At 62.5% G+C, this 20,848-nt stretch carries 19 protein-coding genes; 13 read left to right on the top strand and 6 right to left on the bottom strand.

The genetic code is table 11. The features are described 5' to 3' along the window. Nucleotides 1-18 precede the first annotated feature (18 nt). The gene (locus HWE17_RS15810; RefSeq protein ID WP_176389400.1) at nucleotides 19-1,785 is read right to left on the bottom strand and encodes a glutamine--tRNA ligase/YqeY domain fusion protein; all 1,767 of its coding nucleotides are present in this window, start codon (nucleotides 1,783-1,785) and stop codon (nucleotides 19-21) included. A 161-nt stretch (nucleotides 1,786-1,946) separates the two neighbouring features. Here HWE17_RS15810 and HWE17_RS15815 point away from each other — a divergent pair, with 161 nt between their 5' ends. The 4 genes from HWE17_RS15815 (at nucleotide 1,947) to HWE17_RS15830 (ending at nucleotide 4,517) form a co-directional block, all read left to right on the top strand. Continuing rightward, nucleotides 1,947-2,240, top strand: coding sequence for a DnaJ domain-containing protein (locus HWE17_RS15815; RefSeq protein WP_010395442.1), 294 nt, complete (start codon nucleotides 1,947-1,949; stop codon nucleotides 2,238-2,240). Between the two features lie 94 nt (nucleotides 2,241-2,334). After that, nucleotides 2,335-2,847: a hypothetical protein gene (locus HWE17_RS15820; RefSeq protein ID WP_176389401.1), complete on the top strand. Its 513-nt coding sequence runs from the start codon at nucleotides 2,335-2,337 to the stop codon at nucleotides 2,845-2,847. Continuing rightward, nucleotides 2,837-3,625, top strand: a complete 789-nt coding sequence (locus tag HWE17_RS15825) for a hypothetical protein (protein WP_035825364.1) — start codon at nucleotides 2,837-2,839, stop codon at nucleotides 3,623-3,625. Before HWE17_RS15820 ends, HWE17_RS15825 begins: the two co-directional genes overlap by 11 nt. Nucleotides 3,626-3,644: 19 nt before the next feature. Beyond that, entirely contained in the window at nucleotides 3,645-4,517 is an 873-nt protein-coding gene (locus HWE17_RS15830) for a hypothetical protein (RefSeq protein WP_176389402.1), read from the top strand. A 72-nt stretch (nucleotides 4,518-4,589) separates the two neighbouring features. Here the strand turns inward: HWE17_RS15830 and HWE17_RS15835 are convergent, their stop codons facing one another. Further along, on the bottom strand, nucleotides 4,590-5,492 hold the full coding sequence (locus HWE17_RS15835) for a LysR family transcriptional regulator (RefSeq protein WP_176389403.1): 903 nt from the start codon (nucleotides 5,490-5,492) through the stop codon (nucleotides 4,590-4,592). Between the two features lie 108 nt (nucleotides 5,493-5,600). Here HWE17_RS15835 and HWE17_RS15840 point away from each other — a divergent pair, with 108 nt between their 5' ends. Beyond that, nucleotides 5,601-6,875, top strand: coding sequence for an MFS transporter (locus HWE17_RS15840; protein ID WP_176389404.1), 1,275 nt, complete (start codon nucleotides 5,601-5,603; stop codon nucleotides 6,873-6,875). Nucleotides 6,876-6,880: 5 nt separating this feature from the next. Here HWE17_RS15840 and HWE17_RS15845 read toward each other — a convergent pair whose 3' ends face one another. Beyond that, nucleotides 6,881-7,519, bottom strand: coding sequence for a hypothetical protein (locus HWE17_RS15845; protein WP_099400843.1), 639 nt, complete (start codon nucleotides 7,517-7,519; stop codon nucleotides 6,881-6,883). Nucleotides 7,520-7,692: 173 nt separating this feature from the next. On the opposite strand from HWE17_RS15845, the gene HWE17_RS15850 reads away from it, so the two are divergent. Next, nucleotides 7,693-8,019, top strand: a complete 327-nt coding sequence (locus HWE17_RS15850) for a hypothetical protein (protein WP_099379466.1) — start codon at nucleotides 7,693-7,695, stop codon at nucleotides 8,017-8,019. 13 nt (nucleotides 8,020-8,032) lie between these two features. On the opposite strand, the gene HWE17_RS15855 is transcribed toward HWE17_RS15850, so the two are convergent. Together HWE17_RS15855 and HWE17_RS15860 are read right to left on the bottom strand one after the other, a co-directional pair. Next, complete coding sequence (locus HWE17_RS15855; RefSeq protein WP_176389405.1) at nucleotides 8,033-8,935, bottom strand: LytTR family DNA-binding domain-containing protein; 903 nt, start codon at nucleotides 8,933-8,935, stop codon at nucleotides 8,033-8,035. Next, nucleotides 8,932-10,050, bottom strand: coding sequence for a sensor histidine kinase (locus HWE17_RS15860; protein WP_176389406.1), 1,119 nt, complete (start codon nucleotides 10,048-10,050; stop codon nucleotides 8,932-8,934). The genes HWE17_RS15855 and HWE17_RS15860 overlap by 4 nt, the downstream gene beginning before the upstream one ends. Nucleotides 10,051-10,248: 198 nt before the next feature. Here HWE17_RS15860 and ugpQ point away from each other — a divergent pair, with 198 nt between their 5' ends. After that, nucleotides 10,249-10,992 carry a glycerophosphodiester phosphodiesterase gene (ugpQ, locus tag HWE17_RS15865; RefSeq protein ID WP_176389407.1) on the top strand — a complete coding sequence of 248 codons (744 nt, stop codon included), beginning with the start codon at nucleotides 10,249-10,251 and terminating at the stop codon, nucleotides 10,990-10,992. A 103-nt stretch (nucleotides 10,993-11,095) separates the two neighbouring features. On the opposite strand, the gene HWE17_RS15870 is transcribed toward ugpQ, so the two are convergent. Beyond that, on the bottom strand, nucleotides 11,096-13,153 hold the full coding sequence (locus HWE17_RS15870; protein ID WP_176389408.1) for a TonB-dependent receptor: 2,058 nt from the start codon (nucleotides 13,151-13,153) through the stop codon (nucleotides 11,096-11,098). Between the two features lie 157 nt (nucleotides 13,154-13,310). Between HWE17_RS15870 and HWE17_RS15875 the strand changes: the two genes are divergently transcribed. From HWE17_RS15875 to HWE17_RS15900, 6 genes are all read left to right on the top strand, one after another. Beyond that, entirely contained in the window at nucleotides 13,311-13,751 is a 441-nt protein-coding gene (locus HWE17_RS15875; RefSeq protein WP_035825393.1) for a Fur family transcriptional regulator, read from the top strand. A gap of 121 nt (nucleotides 13,752-13,872) precedes the next feature. Next, the gene (gene alaS / locus HWE17_RS15880) at nucleotides 13,873-16,485 is read left to right on the top strand and encodes an alanine--tRNA ligase (protein ID WP_176389409.1); all 2,613 of its coding nucleotides are present in this window, start codon (nucleotides 13,873-13,875) and stop codon (nucleotides 16,483-16,485) included. Nucleotides 16,486-16,722: 237 nt separating this feature from the next. Then, nucleotides 16,723-16,950 (top strand): sulfurtransferase TusA family protein, encoded by a 228-nt coding sequence (locus tag HWE17_RS15885; RefSeq protein WP_010395510.1) that lies wholly within the window; start codon nucleotides 16,723-16,725, stop codon nucleotides 16,948-16,950. 243 nt (nucleotides 16,951-17,193) lie between these two features. Continuing rightward, nucleotides 17,194-17,943 (top strand): electron transfer flavoprotein subunit beta/FixA family protein, encoded by a 750-nt coding sequence (locus HWE17_RS15890; protein ID WP_176389410.1) that lies wholly within the window; start codon nucleotides 17,194-17,196, stop codon nucleotides 17,941-17,943. A 42-nt stretch (nucleotides 17,944-17,985) separates the two neighbouring features. Further along, nucleotides 17,986-18,918, top strand: coding sequence for an electron transfer flavoprotein subunit alpha/FixB family protein (locus HWE17_RS15895; protein ID WP_086145064.1), 933 nt, complete (start codon nucleotides 17,986-17,988; stop codon nucleotides 18,916-18,918). 92 nt (nucleotides 18,919-19,010) lie between these two features. Next, nucleotides 19,011-20,801, top strand: a complete 1,791-nt coding sequence (locus HWE17_RS15900) for an acyl-CoA dehydrogenase (protein ID WP_176389411.1) — start codon at nucleotides 19,011-19,013, stop codon at nucleotides 20,799-20,801. Nucleotides 20,802-20,848 lie beyond the last annotated feature (47 nt).

The following is a 20,848-nucleotide window of genomic DNA, read 5'->3' on the forward strand; positions in this document are numbered from 1 at the left end:
GTGAGGGGCATGCGCACCTTACTTGGCGGGCTGCCAGCTGTCTTTCAGGGTGACGATGCGGTTGAAGACGGGCTTGCCAGGCTGGCTGTCCACGCGGTCGGCCGCAAAGTAGCCGTGGCGCTCGAACTGGAAGCGCTGTTCCGGCTGGGCCAGTTCCGCACCCGGTTCCAGCCACGCTTGCACCACTTCCTTGGCCAGCGGATTCAGTGCCAGCTTGAAGTCCTTGCCGCCCGCGTCCGGCTGCGGGTCGGTAAACAGGCGGTCGTACAGGCGCACTTCGGCGGGAATGGCCGTCGGCGCGCTGACCCAGTGCATATTGCCCTTGACCTTGTAATTGGCGCTGCCTTCCGTGCCCGACTTGCTGTCCGGGAAGTAGGTGCAATGCACGGCGATGACCTTGCCGTTTTCATCCTTGTCAAAGCCCGTGCACTCGATCACGTAGCCGTAGCGCAGGCGAACCTTGCTGCCCGGCTTGTCGTCGATCGGCGGATACAAACGGAAATAGCCTTTATTTGGCACTTCCATGAAGTCGTCTTCCTCGATCCACAGCTCGCGCGAGATGGGGAAGGTGCGCAGGCCGCGCTCGGGGAAGTGCGGGTGCACGGGCGCCGTGCATTCCACACTCTCGTTTTCAGGGAAATTGTCGATGATCAGTTTCAATGGACGCAGCACGGCCACCGTGCGCGGCGCTTTCGGGTCCAGATCTTCGCGCAAACAGCCTTCGAGCACGCTGTAGTCGATCCAGCCGTCGGACTTGGTTACGCCCGTGCGTTCGCACATCAATTGAATCGCTTCCGGCGTGTAGCCGCGGCGGCGCATGCCCACCAGGGTCGGCATGCGCGGGTCGTCCCAGCCATCGACGATTTTTTCTTCCACCAGCTGGCGCAGCTTGCGCTTGCTGGTGACGATGTAGGTCAGGTTCAGGCGCGAGAATTCGAACTGGTGCGGCACCGGCTTGGCAAAGAAGCCGCCGGCCGACAGGGTTTCCAGCAGCCAGTCATAGAACGGACGGTGATCCTGGAATTCCAGCGTGCAGATCGAATGCGTGATGTTTTCCAGCGCATCCGAGATCGGGTGCGTGTAGTCGTACATCGGATAGATGCACCAGGCGTCGCCCGTGCGGTGGTGATGCGCGTGGCGGATGCGGTAGATGGCCGGGTCGCGCAAGTTCATGTTCGGCGAACTCATGGCATCTTCGCTCATCTTCGCGCGCAGGATGTGTTCGCCATCCTTGAACTGGCCCGCCTTCATGGCGCGGAACAGGGCCAGCGATTCGTCGCGCGGACGGTCGCGGAACGGCGAATTCTTGCCGGCCTGGCCGAAATTGCCGCGGTTGGCGGCCATGTCTTCGGCGCTCTGGCTGTCCACATAGGCGAAGCCGGCCGTGATCAGGTACTCGGCCATCGCGTACAGCTGGTCGAAATAGTCGCTCGCGTAATGCAGGTGGCTCTGGCCATCGGCCTGCTTTGGCTCCCAGTCAAAGCCCAGCCATTTCACGCTGTCCATGATGGTGTCGACGTATTCCTGCTCTTCCTTCGCCGGATTGGTATCGTCGAAGCGCAGGTTGCACTGGCCGGCGTAATCGCGCGCCAGGCCGAAGTTGACGCAGATCGACTTGGCGTGGCCCACGTGCAGGTAGCCGTTCGGCTCCGGCGGGAAACGCGTGATCACCTGGGGCAGGCCGGGACGCACGTGGGCGCCGGCGGCCAGGTCGGCTTCGATGATGTTACGCAAGAAATTGGGCGCCAGCGCTGGCGCGGCGGTATTCGGTTTATCGTTGCTCATTGATCAATGCGGAAGAGTGACAGTAAAAAGCATTTTACCGTACCGCAAGCGCTTTATAAGCACGTATTTGGCCCCATTTCCCAGCATGCAAGCGACGCCGACGCCGTTCTATAGGATAATTCGCCTTTAATTAGTAGAAAAACGTGACCCCGGAGCCTTTTATGGAAAATTTATATAACGTCCTCGGTGTCGCGCCCAATGCCAGCGACGATGAAATCAAGAAGGTTTACCGTTCGCTGGCCATGCGCTTCCACCCCGACCGCAACCAGGCTCCCGGCGCCGAGGCGCGCTTCAAGAGCGTGACCAAGGCGTATGAAATCCTGGCCGACCCGGCCAAGCGCGCCGAATACGACCAGAGCGTGAACCACCGCATCATCATCGACCCGGAAGCGGAAGCCTATGCCCTGTGGTGCGGCGTGTTCCGCCTGCACGGCACGGTACTGCCGGCAGACTAAGCCTGCCGGCGGCCGCCCGGCCAGCCCGAATGATTTGAAAAACAACAACAACGGCGCTTTTATCAGCGCCGCGCATCACATTGGAAAGCACAGCATGAGAAGAGTACACCCTGAATTCGCGTACCAGTCGCGCGAGCTGGAAGGCCAGATCGAAGGCATCCTCGGCGACCCGCCGAACCGCAAGAACTACAAGAGCATGGTCGATGCATTGGTCGGCGAATACGCGAGCGGCGGCGGCATCGAAGACGTGAACATGCTGGCCTTCGCGCTGGTCGACCACATCACCTTCAGCGACCCGAAAGGCTTGCTGGCCGAAAGCGAAGACTACGAATTCGGCGATACGGCCCGCGTGTTTTCCATGGCCGCGTGCGCCGCGCCGGAAGCGGCCAAGATGTACGCCGCCATCGAAGAGAGCTTCCCCGACCTGGCGCGCCAGGCCATCATCACGGCTTTCCTGCACAAGAACTCGCGCCTGTGGGACGACGACGACCAGTCGCTCGACCAGCTGGCCGCCAATGACGACGGCGACGACGATCACGACGAAGACGAAGCCACCGACGATTTCGCCCAGATGTTTGACCAGGATGGAGATGACCATGGCCGATAACACGGAACAAAAGAGTAACCTGCCTGCGCTGACGAAGCAGGTCACGGAATTGGTGCTGTCCGGTTCGCTGGGCCACGCCGAGCAGGCGTTTGCCGATGCGGCCGACCAGTATGGCGATCTGGCCGTGGTGGAAGTGCTGAGCGCCATCCCGCCGCAGGTGACGGCCCTGCACCTGGCCGGCTTTGATGGCGGCAAGATGTCGCTGGCCACCCTGCTGGTGCCGCCGAAGGCCTGGGCCGACAGCCTGGCCTTCATCGCCGCCACCTGGAGCGACGACCAGATCGAGGATGATCCGGAACGCATCGCCGAGTCGCTGTTCGCGCACATCCACGGCGTGGTGTTTTCCACCGACGACGCCGAGCGCCGCCGCGAGCTGCTGCTGGAAGCATCGGCCACCGACTGGGGCGCCACGGCGTTCGCCATTTTGTTCTCGATGGCGCCGAAGGAAATCCTCGAAGTGGCGGGCGAAATCGTCATCAAGGGACCGTACGTGACGGGCGTGACCTCGTCCGACAACGACGTCGTGCCGCTGGCCATCGAGCTGGCGCAAGCGAATGAAGACGGCTGGGACCGCTCGCTGTTCGAGCTGTTCCCCGACTTCCGCCACAGCGCCGACCTGGCCGACGCGGAATACTCGGACGACCCGGACGAAGAGCCGACCATGTTGCAGCGGAGCACCAAGGAATTGCTGTACCGCTTGCGCAAGCAAGTGCCGAGCACGCGCAGCGCGCCACGCTCCAGCACGCGCCGCAGCCTGGGCACCGGTATTTTCTCGTAATGAAAGCAGGGAACGTCTAATGCTGCCAGCAATTGTTGTAGAGAATCTTCCGCGCCTGGTGCGCGCCATCAAACTGTTGCCGGGCGACCCGCGCGAAGACGCGGCCCTGAACCTGGCCGACGAATTGACGGGCATCACGGCCATGGTGGCCGAGAAGTTCACGAATGAACGCACGGCCGACGGCATCCAGAAAGCGCTGTTCCTGACGGTGGGCGGCGTGTCCTTGGGCCTGGAGCAGGCCGTCACGCATGAAGGCGACCAGGCGGCCCTCGACTTCCTCGTCGAGCACGGCGCCGAGCACGCGTTCCAGGTAGGCTTTCGCCTGATCAAGGAATTGTCGCAGCTGCCCGAAGACGCCCTCGTCGGTGAATACGACCAGGACCCCGTCTACCTGCAGCGCCGCCTGCGCGAGCTGTTCATCGATATTTGCCAGGCCGACCCGAACCAGAACTGGGCCGGCTATGAAAAGTATGCCGTGCAGTTGCAACAGCGCAAGGAAGTGCAAGCCGTCGTGCGCCTGGCCGGCTGGCTGCGCCGCCATCACGACAACGGTCCCGTCAGCGACAGCGACTTGAATGCCGAGGGCGTCATCGCCCTGGCCATCATCTTTGCCATCGAAGGCGGCGGACGCATCATCGCGCGCACGGGCCAGAAGGAGTTTGAACGCTTCGTGCGTTCCGTGCGCAAGAACAAGCCCGATTTCGAGGAAGGCTGGGCCGCCCTGGTGGCCAAGGTGCCCGTGCAGCACCATCCCGTGTTGCTCGACCGCATAGAGTCGTACCGCCGCAGCTGCACCGTCGTGCATAAAATCCTCACGCGGGCCAGCATGAAGAGCCTGTTCGAGGACCTGGAAAATTATGCGGGTTCGGAGCTGGATGCGGATTATTCGTGACCTGCGACTTGACGCATGCGATTGTCGGATTACGGCCTGCGGCCTAATCCGACCTACGCCGACCTCATCGGCCTATTCTTTCTCTTCCATGGCCGCTTCCTCGGCCAGTTTTACAAATGCCGCCACCAGCGGCGACGTCTCTTCTTCCCGTAGTGCCAATAACAGACTGGTGGTCGCCTGCGGGTCGGCGATCGGGCGGTAGCACACGCCATCCATGCGGATGCGGTCGAACGAGGCGGGCAGCACGGAAATGCCGCAGCCTGCCGCCACCAGACCGATGATGGTTGACGCTTCGCCCGCTTCCTGCGCCACCTGGGGCACGAAGCCGGCCGCCTTGCACAAGCGGAAGATCTGCGGATAAATCCCCGTGCCCGCATCCTTGGGGTACATGACAAAGCCTTCGCCCGCCATGTCGGCAATGGCAATGGCCTGTTTTGCCGCCAGCGCATGGGCGACGGGCAAGACGAGGAACAGCGGATCCTGGCGCAATTGCGTCAGCTTGATATCCGATGGATACGTCGTTTCGGGCGGGCGCACGAACCCCAGGTCCATGGTGCGGCCGCTGATCGCTTCGAGCTGATGCAGGGTCGCCATTTCGTGCAGGGTCAAGGTGACGTGCGGAAACTGCTGGCGGTAGCGGTTGATGACGGTGGCAAAGTAGGGCGTGAACGGCGTGGAAAACGTAAAACCGATGCGCAATTCGCCCGCTTCGCCCCGCTGGGCCCGGCGCGCCGTGACGGCTGCCTGTTCCGACAGGGCCAGGATGCGCCGCGCATCGTCGAGGAACAGGCGGCCTGCTTCCGTCAGCCGCACGGAGCGCTTGTTGCGCTCAAACAACTGCGCACCCAATTCCGCTTCCAGCGCCTGGATCTGCTGGCTCAGCGGCGGCTGGCCGATGTGCAGGCGCTCGGCCGCGCGCGTGAAGTGCAGCTCTTCGGCGACGGCGACAAAGTAACGCAGGTGGCGCAGTTCCATATTCGTCCAGTAATCGTTTTAAAGTATGAGCTGGGCCTTGAATATATATTGGACGATATGAGTTGGCAATCCTAAGATGAAGAATCGCTCCTTCTTCGAAACACGGCCATGTCTGATTCATCGCTTGCCTTTGCCCCCGCTGCCCCATCCGCCATTCCGGTTTCTGCTCCCGTTCCCCGCAAGGCCATCGCCAAGGGTTCCATCGAATTCAAGCGCAGCAACCGCGCCCTGTTCTTCGGCGGCTTTTCCACCTTCAGCTTGCTGTATTGCATCCAGCCACTGTTCCCGCTGCTGTCGCAGCAGTTTCATCTGACGCCGGCGCAAAGCAGCTGGTCGCTCTCCGTGTCGAGCGGCTTGCTGGCCATCTCGCTGGTACTGCTCAGTGCCGTCTCGGACCGTGTCGGCCGCAAGCCCTTGATGGTGGCGTCGATGTTTTCCGCCGCGATTTTGACCATTTTGTCCGCCTTCGCGCAGGATTATGCGCAGCTGCTGGCCATCCGTGCCGCGCTGGGTGTCGCCTTGGGCGGCATGCCGGCCGTGGCCATGGCGTACCTGGGCGAGGAAATCGAGGGGCCGTCCCTGGGCTTGTCGATGGGCTTGTATATTGCGGGCAGCGCGTTTGGCGGCATGTCGGGCCGGCTGATCGCGTCCATGCTCAGCGATTTCCTGTCGTGGCGCTGGGCCCTGGGCGTGCTGGGCGTGGCCGGCGTGCTGGCCGCCATGGAATTCTGGCGCAGCCTGCCCGCATCGAAAAATTTCGTGCCCAGTACCAAGGGTTGGAATGCCTTGCCGCACGCGATAAAACAGCATTTTTCCGATAAGGGCTTGCCGTGGCTGTTCTGCCTGGCGTTCGTGCTGATGGGCTGTTTCGTCAGCCTGTATAACTACATCGGCTACCGCCTGCTGGCCGCGCCCTTTGGCTTGCGCCAGAGCACGGTCGGCTTGCTGGCCTTTCTGTATCTGATCGGTATCTTCAGTTCCGTCTGGGCGGGCCGGCTGGTGGATCGGCTGGGACGCCGGGGCGTGCTGTGGATTATGCTGTCGGTGATGCTGTCCGGCATTTTATTGACCCTCTTCGATTCGCTGCCGCTGATCGTCATCGGCATGGCGCTGGCCACCTTCGGCTTCTTTGCTTCGCACTCGATCGCCAGCAGCTGGGTCAGCCGCCGCGCCCGCGCACCGCAGGCCCTGGCCTCGGCTTTCTATCTGCTGTTCTATTACCTGGGATCGAGCCTGATCGGTTCCGCCTCGGGCATGATGTGGGGCTTCGATGGCTGGACGGGCGTGATCATCATGCTGGGCCTGTGCCTGGGAGGCGGCGTGCTGATCGCCTTGCGCCTGCGCCATCTGCAGCCGCTGGGGGCGCGCGAAGCGGTGGGCTGAGGCGGCTATTTGGGGCAGTTGCCGATCATCGTTTCCCCCTGCTTGCCCGCGCGCGTGGTCACGCACAGGCTGCCCAGCGCGCTGGTGATCTTGTAGGTGCGGCTGCCCTTGGCCTCATTCGCGCCCACTTCCTCGATTTTTGACGCCTCATACCATTTCGGCGGCACGGCCGCGTAGGCTTCGGCAAATCCTTGCTGCATGCGCTTGAAGCCCGTGTCCTCCAGTTTTTGTTCTCCCCGCTGGGGAAATTCCTTGCGTAAATCCTTGTCGATCTTGCCCACGTCGCGTTTGGCTTGCGCCAGGATATCGGCCGCGCTGGGCGCTGGCGGCGCCGTGATCGCTTCCGGCGTTGCCGGCGCCGGCGCCTGCTCGACGGCAGGTGGCGGCAAGGGGCGGCTGACGGGCGCCGGTATGGTTCGGCGCGGCACGTTTTCAGCGGCCGGTTTTGCGCTGCGCAAGGCTATCGGCCTGGGCGGCGCGGGGGCCGTGTAGCGCAGCCAGGCGATGGCCAGACCCTGCGGCAGGTGCTCGTCGGCGGCAAGGCGGGGACGCGACTGCAGGACGATGTAGGCCAGCCCCGCGTGCAGCAGGACGATCAGCAGCAGGCCGGGAGCGCGGCGGGGCAGGGGTGGCAGCGAGGTCATGGAGGGCAGGGTTGTTCAGGTACGCCAATGTATCTGAAGGATTTGATAATTGTCTAGAATGTCACAAGCGCTTACAAAAAAGTGCCGCATGGAAATTTCGACGCCGTGGCCGCTGGCGGGGAACCCTGCGCCGGCCTGGCGATCCAACTCCCAATACCATGGGAGGACACATCATGATGCAGGTAAAGGAAGTGGCACGGCGCTTTGGCGCCATCGAACACGCGATCGGCCAGGCGGCCCAGCTGTGCGGCAAGCAGCAGGGCATGCCGATGGACTTGAAGGATTGCATCAACCAGTTGGACCAGCAAAAGAGCGCCGTGCGGCAAGCCATCGACACGCAAGACGATGCGCGCATCCGGCAAGCCGTCGACCAGATGGAATCCTTGGGCGACCGCGCCAAGCGGGCCTGCGGCACGGCGGCCAGCGTCACGCCGGAAATGAAGAGCGCCGTGCTCAAGGTGCACGATGAGTTGTCGGACCTGAAGCACCAGCTGCATTAACCAGCTGCATTAGCTACATCTGGCGGAACAAATGCGCATATAAAGGGCTGACGCGCAGTTGCGCCGGGTGCTGGCGCAGGGTCAGCGACAGCTTGCCGGCCTCGTCGCGCACGGCCGTGGCGATGGCGCTGGCGTTGACGATGGTGCCCCGGTGGATTTGCCAGAATTGTTGCGGGTCCAGCTGGGGCAAGAGTTCCTTCAGGCTCGTGCGTATCAGCGCTTCGCTGTCCTGGCACACGACGTTGATGTATTTGTCCAGCGCTTCGAAATACACGACGTCGGCCAGCGCGATCATGCGCACGCTGTTGCCGACGGCGGCCCGTATCATTTGCAGGCGCGGGGCGGGCGGCAGCATGGCTTGCAGCTGGCTCAGCAGGCGGGCCATGTTGTCGTCGCTGGCGGACTGGGTTGCCTGCGGCGCTGGCGGCACCGTTTCGGCTGGCGCTGCTGTTGCAGTGGTTGCAGTGGTTGCAGTGGTTGCAGTGGTTGCAGCGGTGCCGCTGCCACCGCCGCTGTCGCGCAAGCGCTGCTGCAGCCGTTCCACCGTCTTGCCCAGTCGCGCATCGTTGACGGGTTTTAAGACGTAGTCGGCGGCCGCGTGCTCGAAAGCGGCCAGCGCATATTCGTCGTAGGCGGTCACAAACACGATGTGGGGAAACGCAACGCCGTCGGGCCACTGTTCCGCCAGTTCCTCGGCCGCTTCCAGGCCCGTCTTGCCTGGCATCTTGATGTCGAGAAAGAGGATGTCGGGTTGCAGCGCCAGGCCTTGCCGCAAGGCTTCCACGCCATTGGGGCAGGTGGCAACGATGTCGAGTTCCGGCCACAGCCGCTGCAAGGCGTGCGCGAGGGCGGCGGCGAGTATCGGTTCGTCTTCGGCGATCAGGGCGCGTGGCGCGCGTGGAGTGTATTGGCTCATGCGAGGGGACTCGTGATGGTGGATGGAAGGGGGAATGTCAGGCGGGCCGTCGCGCCTGCCGGATGGTTGGCGATCAGCGACAGGCTGGCGGCATCGCCATGCATGCCGCGCAGGCGTTCGCGGATATTCGCCACGCCCAGGTGCGTGCCCTTGGTCTGGCCCGGATGGTCGAGGCCCAGGCCATTGTCGCTGACGGTAAGAATCAGCACGCCGCCGTCGGTGGAGGCCTGCACGTGGATATGGCCGCCTTCGATCTTCGGTTCCAGGCCGTGCTGGATGGCGTTTTCCACCAGCGGCTGCAGCAGCATGGGCGGCACCTTGACTTGGCGCAAGGCATCGGGCAATTCCAGCGCAAAGCGCAGGCGCGCGCCCATGCGTATCGACATCAGGCCCAGGTAGGCTTGCATCAGGGAAAATTCCTGCTCCAGGGTGGTGGACTCGGCGCGCGAGGAAGAAAGCGTGGCGCGCAAATACTGGATCAGCTGGTCGAGCAGCAACTGGGCGCGCTCCGGATCAAAGCTGATCAGGCCCTGCAGGTTGGCCAGGGTATTGAACAGCATGTGCGGTTCGATCTGCGCCTGCAGCAGCTGCAGCTGGGCCTGCATGGCCTGGCGCGCCACGGATTCGGCGCGGGCTTTTTCCTCGGCTGCCGCCATTTGCAGGCGGGCAATCTTTTCGCGGCTGGAGAAAAACAGCACGGCGCCTCCCGTGGCCAGCAGGGTGAATACGAGTGTGCCCATCATTTGCGTGGGCAGCAGGTTTTCAAAGCCCCCCACGTCCACGCCCGTCAGCCAGCTGAACAGGGCCAAGCCCAATATTTGCGCCACGGGCACGGAAATCAGGATGATGAGCATGAAGGGCAGGAATCTGGGCCGCTGGTCCGCGCCCCATAACGTCAGGCGCACACCGTCGATCAGCAGGAAGGCGATCGTGCCGATGCACATCGAGGCGATCAGGTTTTGGCCAAAATGGCTGCCCGGATTGAGGATGAACGTGATGACAAGCGCGCAGATCACGTTCAGCGCCAGCGCGTAGCGGGCATCGTGCAGCATGCGGTAGTACGGAGACCTGGCCTTGGCTATTGGCGTATCGGCGGAGGGAGCGTCGGTTTTCATGGTGGTGTCTGCTGGTAGCGATGGGGCATTGTGTGCCAGCGCAGGCCAGGGCGCAACAGAGCTGCGACGAAACGGGACTGGCGCGCCGCCATTCACCGCGGCGCGTCGCCAAACGGGGCCGCTTTACTTTTCAGCATTGGCACGGGATAGTATGGCAAGACAGTCTTGCATCCATAAAATTGCGATAAAGGAAATCCCATGTGGCCCTATCCACGCACCCTGGCGCACCGCGGCGGCGGCACCCTGGCGCCTGAAAATACCCTGGCCGCCCTGCGCTGCGGCCTCGCCTACGGTTACCGCGCCGTGGAATTCGACGTCATGCTGGCGTCCGACGGCGTGCCCGTCGTCGTGCACGACCCCGAGCTGGGCCGCACCGTGGCCGGCAGCGGCCAGGTCAATGACTACACGGCCGCGCAGTTGGGAGAAATGGAAGCGGGCGCCTGGTTCGGCCCCGCATTCGCGGGCGAAGGCGTGCCCACGTTCGAGGCCGTGGTGGACTATTGCAAGGCGCAACGCATCTGGATGAATATCGAAATCAAGCCGGCGCCCGGCTTCGACGTGTCCACGGGCAAGACCGTGGCACGCGCCATGCGCGATTATTTCGCAAAGGAAATTGCTGCAGGAGAGTTATTGCCGTTGCTATCGTCGTTCAGCATCGCTGCATTGGAAGCGGCGCGCGAGGCGGCCCCGGAACTGGCGCGCGGCTGGCTGGTCGAACAGATACCGGATGATTGGGTAAAAAAGGCGAAGGAGCTGGACGTGGTGGCCATCCATTGCGACCATCAACAGCTGACACCGGAACTGGCGCGAGAGGTAAAGGAGGCGGGATACGGACTGTTCTGCTACACCGTCAACACGCCCGAACGGGCCAGCGAGCTGCTGGCCTGGGGCGTGGACGGGTTTTGTACGGACAGGATAGATATTATTCCATCCATGGCGTAGGTCGGATTAGGCGCGCAGCGCCGTAATCCGACAACATTGTTGGCGCCGCTGGTGTTGTCGGCTTACGCGCTTGCGCGCTAAGCCGACCTACGTTTCAAACAGCCTAGAACGTTACACGCATTCCGACCGTCAAGTTACGTCCCATCAACGGCGCCGCATTTTTGATGAACGAGGTGTGGCTGTACGCCAGCTCATTCGTCAGGTTGTTCGCCTTGATGTAGAACTGGGCTGGCGTCGTGCCGATGCGCGTGTCGTAGTTGGCGGAGAGGTTGAGCATGTTGTAGCCAGGCGTTGCCGTTTCGAACGCTGCCACTTTATCCTGCTTGCCCACTCGGTAGAGCTCGGCCACGCCGCTCCACGCCTGCCAGTTGGCGTCGAATTTCACGCCCAGGCGCTGGGCCGGTATGCGCGGCAAGTTGCCACCGCCGTCGGCCAGCTTGGCCCGCACGTAGTCGCCGAATACGCTGGCGCCGAACATGGGGTTCAGTTGCTGGCGGATATGGCCTTCGACACCCGTGAACGTAGCGTCGCGCTGGGCGTACTGGATCAACTGGAAGCCTTCGTGGTTGTCCAGGGTGGAACCGAAGATGTAGTTGTCGACCTTGTTGCGGTAGGCGCTGGCCGAGAAGGTCGTGGCGCCCGCATATTTGCGCAAGGTCAAGTCGATATTGTTCGACGTTTCCTTGCCCAGGTTTTCATTGCCCAGCTCATACGTGGCCGTGGCCATGTGCACGCCGTGCGCATACAGTTCTTCGGCGCTGGGCAGGCGGTGGGTGCGGGAAATGGTCGATCCGAGCGAATATTGCGGCGCAAATTTCCACACGGCGCCCAGGGAGATCGAGGTGCCCTTGGCGCTGCGGTCTTGCAAGGTGGCGCTGTCGACCGTGATGTCTTGCCATTCGTGGCGCAAGCCCGCTTCGAAGCGCCATTGGTCGAGCTTGTATTCTTCCACCAGGAAGGCCGCGTGTTTCTTCGTGACCGTCGGCGCCACGTACGCTTCCTCGCCCAGGGCCGAGAAATCGCGCTTCGACGTTTGCAGGCCAACTACGCCGCGCCAGCCGAAGACGGGATGGTGTTCCATTTCCAGGCGTGCATCGTGGCCCTTGTTTTTGAACGTGGTGGCGATTTCCGTGCCTTCGATTTCATCGTGCTTGTAATCGGTGAATGCGGCGCGCAGGCGCAGCTTGGCGAAGCCGGGCACGGGGTCGCGCAATTCGCCGCGCACATCCCAGCGTTCGCTCTTCAGTTTCACGTAGGGCACGCTTTCGTGTTCATGCTCGTGCTCATGTTCTTCTTCGTCGCCATGGCCGTGGCCCTCGTGGCCGCCGCAATGCAGGTGCGTGCCGTGCGGGTGGCAGCTTTCGAATTCGTGGTTGTGGCCAGGTAAGCCATACTCCGCGTGCTGGCTGGTGAAGGCCAGGCCCAGGAAGCCGCGCTGACCTACCCACGACACGCCCACGCTGCCCGTGTCCGTCTTGTTGTAGCTGCCGCTTACTTTCGAGCCACCTTCCCAGCCGCTGCCGACCTTGTATTCTTTCGCGTCGCGCTTGACGCCTTCCGCGTGGAAGGCGATGTTGCCGGAGCCGCCAGTCACTTCAAAGGCGCCCGCCTTTTCGCGCGCGGCGGAGTTGGCGCGCACTTCCGCGCTGCCTTCCAAGCCCTTTGCCGGCACGCGCGTGGGGATTTTCTTGTCGATCACATTGACCACGCCACCGACGGCGCCGCCGCCATACGCCAGCGCGGACGGGCCGCGCAAGACTTCAATCTGTTCCGACAGCATCGGTTCGGCCGCGACAGCATGGTCGGGGCTGATGGTCGATGCATCCTGCACTTCGGCGCCGTCGGACAGCACTTTCACGCGCGGGCCATCCATGCCGCGGATGATGGGACGGCTGGCGCCGGCGCCGAAATGGCTGGACGTGATGCCGGGCTGGCCGGCCAGCGTTTCACCGAGGGTCGCTGCCCTTGCCAGCACCAGTGCCTCGCCTTCGAGCACGGTGACGGGCGTGCTCATGTCGTCGCTGCCCAGGGCCAGCGCGCTGGCCGAGACGGTGACGGCAGGCAAGGTTGTCGCCTGCTGCGCCAGTGCGCTGGCAGGAGCGGCAAAGGCCAGCATGATGGCCAGCGCGAGGGGAGTGGGTTGGTGAGGACGTACGGACATGGGCAAGATTTCCTTATCGGCTATCGTGTTGGCAGGGTTGGGGCAGCGCGTGAAAAGGAAATAGCCTGCCCTAAGTTGATAATGATAACCCATTATCATTACTGTGTGACAGTTTTTCCGGGCGGTAGATAGAGGCGGATGGTGTATTCTGTCGGCTATGGAACGCACAACACGTCAAAAAACCGCTATTCAAGCCGCCATCGAGTCGGCCCAGCGCCCCCTGTCGGCGCAGGAAATCCTCGAACAGGCCAGCTTGCAAGTGACGCAGCTGGGCATCGCCACCGTTTACCGCAACTTGAAGTCCCTGGTGCTGGAAGAAAAAGTGCACGTGGTGACCTTGCCGGGCGAAAACCCGCGCTACGAGTCGAACGCTGTCGCCAATCACCACCACCACCATTTCCAGTGCACCACGTGCCAGCGCGTGTTCGACGTGCACGATTGCCCGGGCGACTTGAAGCGCATGGCGCCGCAAGGCTTTGTTGTCGAGCGCCACGAGCTGACCCTGTACGGCCGCTGCGCCGACTGCAATGCGGCGGCCGGCGCCAGTGTGGCTGGCACAGCCCCGCACGCCTGCGCCAGCCACCACGACCCGGCCTGAGCGGGCAGGGCGGCATCCATGGGCAGGCTTGCAACAATGCTGCCTGCCCGGCGCCAATTCCCGTACCTAGATCACGTATAATCTTCCCTTTAAAGCTGCCGCCACTCTTTGCCAAAAAAACATGAAATCAACTGAAATCCGCGACAAGTTCCTCAAATTTTTCGAGTCCAAGGGCCATTCCATCGTCCGTTCCAGCTCCCTGGTGCCAGGCAACGATCCGACCTTGCTGTTGACGAACAGCGGCATGGTGCAATTCAAGGACGTGTTTACGGGTACGGACAGCCGTCCGTACACGCGCGCCACCTCGGTGCAGCGCTGCGTGCGCGCCGGCGGCAAGCACAACGATCTGGAAAACGTCGGCTACACGGCGCGCCACCATACTTTCTTTGAAATGCTGGGCAACTTCAGCTTTGGCGACTATTTCAAGCGCGACGCGATTCAATACGCGTGGGAACTGCTGACCAAGGTGTACGGCTTGCCGGCTGACAAATTGACCGTCACCGTCTACATCGAAGATGACGAAGCGTACGATATCTGGGCCAAGGAAATTGGCGTGCCCGTCGAGCGCATCATCCGCATCGGCGACAACAAGGGCTCGCGCTACGCTTCGGACAATTTCTGGCAGATGGCGGACACGGGCCCATGCGGTCCGTGCACGGAAATCTTCTACGACCACGGCGCCGACATTCCTGGCGGCCCGCCGGGTTCGCCTGACGAAGATGGCGACCGTTTTATTGAAATCTGGAACCTGGTGTTCATGCAGTTCAACCGCGACGAAGCGGGCGTCATGCACAAGTTGCCGAAGCCATGCGTCGACACGGGCATGGGCATGGAGCGCCTGGCCGCCGTGCTGCAGCACGTGCATTCGAACTATGAAATCGACCTGTTCCAGCATTTGATCCGCGCCGCCGCGCGCGAAACGGGCGCCACGGACCTGGAAAACAAGTCGCTGCGCGTGATCGCCGACCACATCCGCGCCGCCGCCTTCATGATCGTCGACGGCATCATTCCGGGCAGCGAAGGCCGCGCGTACGTTTTGCGCCGCATCATCCGCCGCGCCTTGCGCCATGGCCACAAGCTGGGCCAGACGAAGCCGTTCTTCTACAAGCTGGTGGCTGACCTCGCCATCGAGATGGGCGGCGCCTATCCTGAGCTGGAAGAAGCGAAAGACAACGTCGCCAACATGCTCAAAGCCGAAGAAGAGCGTTTCGGCGAAACCCTGGAAACGGGCATGAAAGTGCTGGAAGCGCAGCTGGCCAAGGATGCCACGGGCATCGACGGCGCCACCGCCTTTACTTTGTACGAAACCTACGGCTTCCCGCCGGACCTGACGGCCGACATTTGCCGCGAACGCAATATCACGTTCGACCAGGTGGGCTACGATGCGGCACTGAAGGAAAGCCAGGAACTGTCGCGCAAGGGCGGCAAGACGCACAAGGACAGCAAGGTCGAGTACACGGGCGAGAAAAACACCTTCGTCGGCTATGATCAATTGACGTTCAGCGGCAAGGTCGTGGCGCTGTACGCGGCCGGCACGCAGGTCACCGAACTGAAGGCGGGCCAGGATGGCATCGTCGTGCTCGACACGACGCCGTTCTATGCGGAATCGGGCGGCCAGGTGGGCGACCAGGGCGTGATCGCCTCGGGCGCCGGCAGCTTTGCCGTCAGCGACACCCTGAAAATCCAGGCTGACGTGTTTGGCCACCATGGCGTGCTCGAGTCGGGCGTGTTGAAGGTGGGCGACGCCGTCTCGGCGCAGGTCGATACGGCCAAGCGCGCGCGCACGATCCGCAACCACTCGGCCACACACTTGATGCACAAGGCCTTGCGCGAAGTGCTGGGCAGCCACGTGGCGCAAAAAGGTTCGCTGGTCGACCCGGACAAAACCCGTTTCGACTTCAGCCACAATGCGCCGATGACGGCCGAGCAGATCGCCGCCGTGGAAACCATCGTCAATAAAGAGATCCTGGAAAACCGCGCCACGCAAGCCCATCTGATGTCGTTTGACGATGCCGTCAAGCATGGCGCGATGGCCCTGTTCGGCGAGAAATACGGCGACGAAGTGCGCGTGCTCGACATCGGCAGCTCGAAAGAGCTGTGCGGCGGCGTCCACGTGCAGCGCACGGGCGACATCGGCCTGTTCAAGATCATCGGCGAAAGCGGCGTGGCCGCTGGCATCCGCCGCGTCGAAGCCGTGACGGGCGAGGGTGCGCTGGCGCTGGTGCAAACCATCAACCGCCGTCTGGTCGAAGCGGCCAACGCCCTGAAGGCGCAGCCGGAAGAACTGACTGCCCGCATCGGCCAGGTGCAGGACCATGTGAAGGCGCTGGAGAAGGAACTGGCCGCGCTGAAATCGAAACTGGCCTCGGGCCAGGGCGATGAACTGGTCACGCAAGCTATCGACGTCAATGGCATCAAGGTGCTCGCGGCCGTGCTGGACGGCGCCGACGTGGCCCGTTTGCGCGAAACCATGGACAAGCTGAAGGACAAGCTGAAAACGGCCGCCATCGTGCTGGCCAGCGTGGCGGACGGCAAGGTCAGCCTGATCGCCGGCGTGACGGCGGACGCGACTTCCAAGGTCAAAGCGGGCGAGCTGGTGAACTTCGTTGCACAGCAAGTGGGCGGAAAAGGCGGCGGACGCCCCGATATGGCGCAGGCTGGCGGTACCGATGCTAGCGGTCTGGCGAACGCCCTGGCTGGCGTGCCGGCCTGGGTCGGCGAGCGCGCGAAATAAGGCGTAAGCTAGAGGGCATGCGGGGTTTTCGCCCCACAGCCCCTTGAAAACGGCCCGCAGACGGTGTTTGCGGGCCGTTTTGCCGTGTGGAATCTCGTTGTGACACCACAACAGCCGATGAACTATTTTGGTGCAGCGCGTCAATGCCCCTGATTTAGAGTAGTATGTCGAAAATCAGTACAACAAAACAATGGTGGGATATTGATGATGAGCGACACACTACTTGATACCGAGATTATGGAATTTCACAAAGAACTCGACGCGCGGGGCTTGAATTGCCCCTTGCCGATTCTGAAGGCGAAAAAGGCTTTGTCAGAGCTGCAGAGCGGGGAAGTGCTGCGCATCATGGCAACCGATCCCGGTTCCGTGCGCGACTTCCAGGCCTTCGCCAAGCAAACGGGCAATGCCCTGCTGTCGCATGTGCAGACGGGTACCGAATTCGTCTTTCTGATGCAACGCAAATAATTCTGCCAGCCGGGGCCGCCGTGGCGCGGCCTGGTTTTCCTTCCCGAGCCAGCCCTTTTGCTGCCCTGCAGCGTAGCGGCGGACACCCCTGAAATCCCCGAAGCTGGACAGTTTAGATGGATTGCTCTAACAAAAAATCGCACGATCGTGCTTAAATTCGGTTCAAGATTCAAATTTCTCTTATAATCGAACGCACAATCAGCACTTGATCCGTCATTTTTATAATTTCCCAAAGGCATAGCTATGAAAGTCTTGGTACCCGTCAAACGCGTGGTCGACTATAACGTCAAAGTCCGCGTCAAGAGTGACGGCACTGGCGTCGATACCGCCAACGTCAAAATGTCGATGAACCCTTTCGATGAGATCGCGCTGGAAGAAGCGATGCGCCTGAAAGAAGCTGGCAAGGTCACTGAAGTGGTCGCCATCTCCTGCGGCGTGACGCAGTGCCAGGAAACCCTGCGCACGGCCATGGCCATCGGCGCCGACCGCGGCATCCTGGTGGAAACGACGACCGAACTGGAACCGCTGGCCGTGGCCAAGCTGGTGAAAGCCCTGGCCGAGAAAGAGCAGCCGCAACTGATCATCCTGGGCAAGCAAGCCATCGATGACGACAGCAACCAGACCGGCCAGATGCTCGCTGCCCTGCTGGGTTGGCCGCAAGCCACGTTCGCTTCGAAAGTCGTGCTGGAAGACGGTAAAGCCACCGTTACCCGCGAAGTCGACGGCGGCCTGGAAACCCTGGCATTGACCTTGCCAGCAATCATCACCACCGACCTGCGCTTGAACGAGCCACGCTATGTGACCTTGCCGAATATCATGAAGGCGAAGAAAAAGCCGCTCGAGACCGTCAAGCCGGAAGACCTGGGCGTCGATGTTGCGCCACGCCTGAAGACCCTGAAAGTCGTCGAGCCAGCCAAGCGCTCGGCCGGCATCAAGGTCCCGGACGTCGCTACGCTGGTCGCCAAGCTGCGTACCGAAGCCAAAGTCATCTAAGCGCGGCCTCGCCGTTTATCCAGAACAATTACAGGACACATCATGGTCGCATTAGTTATTGCTGAACACGACAACGCTACCTTAAAGGGCAGCACCCACCACACCGTGACCGCGGCTGCCCAGTGCGGCGGCGACGTGCACGTACTGGTCGCAGGTTCGAACGCATCGGCCGCCGCTGCTGCCGCCGCGCAAATCGCCGGCGTGACGAAAGTCATCGTGGCCGACGCGCCATATTTTGCCGACGGCCTGGCCGAAAACGTGGCCGAGCAAGTGCTGGCCATCGCCGGCAACTACAGCCACATCCTGGCGCCAGCCACCGCCTACGGCAAGAATATCCTGCCACGCGTGGCTGCCAAGCTGGACGTGGCGCAAATCTCGGAAATCACCAAGGTCGATTCCCCTGACACCTTCGAGCGCCCGATCTACGCCGGTAACGCGATTGCCACCGTGCAATCTGGCGACAAGGTCAAGGTCATCACCGTGCGCACCACCGGTTTCGACGCCGCTGCCGCCACCGGCGGTTCGGCTGCCACGGAAACCGTCGCCGCCGTTGCCGACAATGGCAAATCGGCCTTCGTGGGCCGCGAACTGGCCAAGTCCGACCGTCCTGAACTGACCGCCGCGAAAATCATCGTGTCGGGCGGCCGTGGCATGGGTTCGGCCGAGAACTTCCACATCCTGGAACCGCTGGCCGACAAGCTGGGCGCCGCCATGGGTGCGTCGCGCGCCGCCGTCGACGCCGGCTTCGTGCCGAACGACTGGCAAGTGGGCCAGACGGGCAAGATCGTCGCGCCATCGCTGTACATCGCCGTCGGCATCTCGGGCGCGATCCAGCATCTGGCCGGCATGAAAGACTCGAAAACCATCGTCGCCATCAACAAGGATCCGGAAGCGCCGATCTTTGCCGTGGCCGACTACGGCATCGTGGGCGATCTGTTCGAGATCGTGCCGCAACTGGTCAAAGAACTGGGTTAAGTCACACCCCTTCCGGTTTTGTTATTGACAAAGCCACGCCGGCCCGCCCCACACGGCGAGCCGCGCGTGGCTTTTTTCTTGGAGAAAAGAAGATGAGCTATCAAGCCCCGCTGAAAGACATGTTGTTCGTGATGAACGAACTGGCCGGCCTGGCCGAAATCCACACGCTACCTGGCTGCGAAGACGCGACGCCCGACACGGCCGAAGCCGTGCTGGAAGAGAACGCCAAGTTCTGCGGCGGCGTGGTGGCCCCCTTGAACGGCCCCAGCGACAAGGAGCCGAGCTTCTGGCACGACGGGCAAGTGACCACCTCGAAAGGCTTCAAGAAAGCATTCAAGGCCTATGGCGAAGCGGGCTGGCAAGGCGTGCAGCATCCGACGGAATTTGGCGGCCAAGGCTTGCCCAAGCTCTTGGCCACGCCCTGCATCGAAATGCTCAACTCGGCCAGCATCTCGTTCGCCCTCGTGGCCCTGCTGTCGGACGGCGCCATCGAAGCGCTGCTGACGGCTGGCAGCGACGAGCAGAAGGCTGTCTACCTGGAAAACCTGGTATCCGGCAAATGGACGGGCACCATGAATCTGACGGAGCCGCAGGCCGGTTCCGACCTGGCCGCCGTGCGCACGCGCGCCGTGCCGCAGGAAGATGGCACCTATAAAGTATTCGGCACGAAGATTTTCATCACGTACGGCGAACACGACATGGCGGAAAACATCGTCCACCTGGTGCTGGCCCGCACGCCGGACGCGCCCGCCGGCGTGAAAGGCATTTCGCTGTTCATCGTGCCGAAGTTCCTCGTCAACGCGGACGGCAGCCTGGGCGCGCGCAACGACGCCCATTGCGTGTCGATCGAACACAAGCTGGGCATCAAGGCCAGCCCGACGGCCGTGCTGCAATTCGGCGACCACGGCGGCGCCATCGGCACCCTGGTGGGCGAGGAAAACCGCGGTCTCGAATACATGTTCATCATGATGAACGCGGCCCGCTTCGGCGTGGGCCTGCAAGGCATCGGCCTGGCCGAGCGCGCCTACCAGCAGGCCGTGGCGTTCGCCAAGGACCGCGTGCAGTCGCGCGACCTGGCTGGCTCGCCCGGTCCGGTGTCCATCATCCATCACCCGGACGTGCGCCGCATGCTGATGTCCATGCGCTCGCAAACGGAGGCGGCGCGCGCGCTGGCCTACGTGGGGGCGGCCATCAGCGACGTGGCGCACCACCATCCGGACGCGGACGTGCGCGCGGAAAGCCTGGCGACCTATGAATACCTGGTGCCCGTGATCAAGGGCTGGGCCACGGAAATGTCGCAGGACGTCACGCGCGACGGCGTGCAAGTGCATGGCGGCATGGGTTTTATTGAAGAAACGGGCGCCGCCCAGCATTACCGCGACGCCAAAATCTTGACCATCTACGAAGGCACGACGGCCATCCAGGCCAACGACCTCGTGGGCCGCAAGACGGTGCGCGACGGCGGTGCCGTGGCGAAAGCCATCATCGCCCAGGTGCGCGCCACGGAAGCCCAGCTGGGCGAACTGACTGGCGCCGACTTCCAGGCCATGCAGCGCCACCTGGCCGAAGGCAGCGCCGCGCTCGAGGCGGTAGTTGAGTATGTGGTGGCGAACATGAAGACGGACATCAAGGCCGTGTTCGCGGGCAGCGTGCCGTATCTGAAGCTGGCCGGCATCGTGCTGGGCGGCTGGCAAATGGCGCGCGCGGCCGTGGTGGCGCAGCAAAGGCTGGGAGAGGGCAGCGGCGACGCGGCGTTCTACAAGGCAAAAATCGCCACGGCGCGCTTCTTTGCCGACCACATCCTGTCGCAAGCGCCAGGACTGCGCGCCACCATCATCGATGGCAGCGCCGGCGTGATGGCGCTGTCGGAGGAGCAGTTTTAAGTTGAAACTTGGCCAGCCGAAGCTGGCTGAATGCAAAAAAGCGCTGG

The sequence above is a fragment of the Janthinobacterium sp. BJB401 genome, from assembly GCF_013372745.1.
Taxonomy (GTDB): Bacteria; Pseudomonadota; Gammaproteobacteria; order Burkholderiales; family Burkholderiaceae_D; genus Janthinobacterium; species Janthinobacterium rivuli.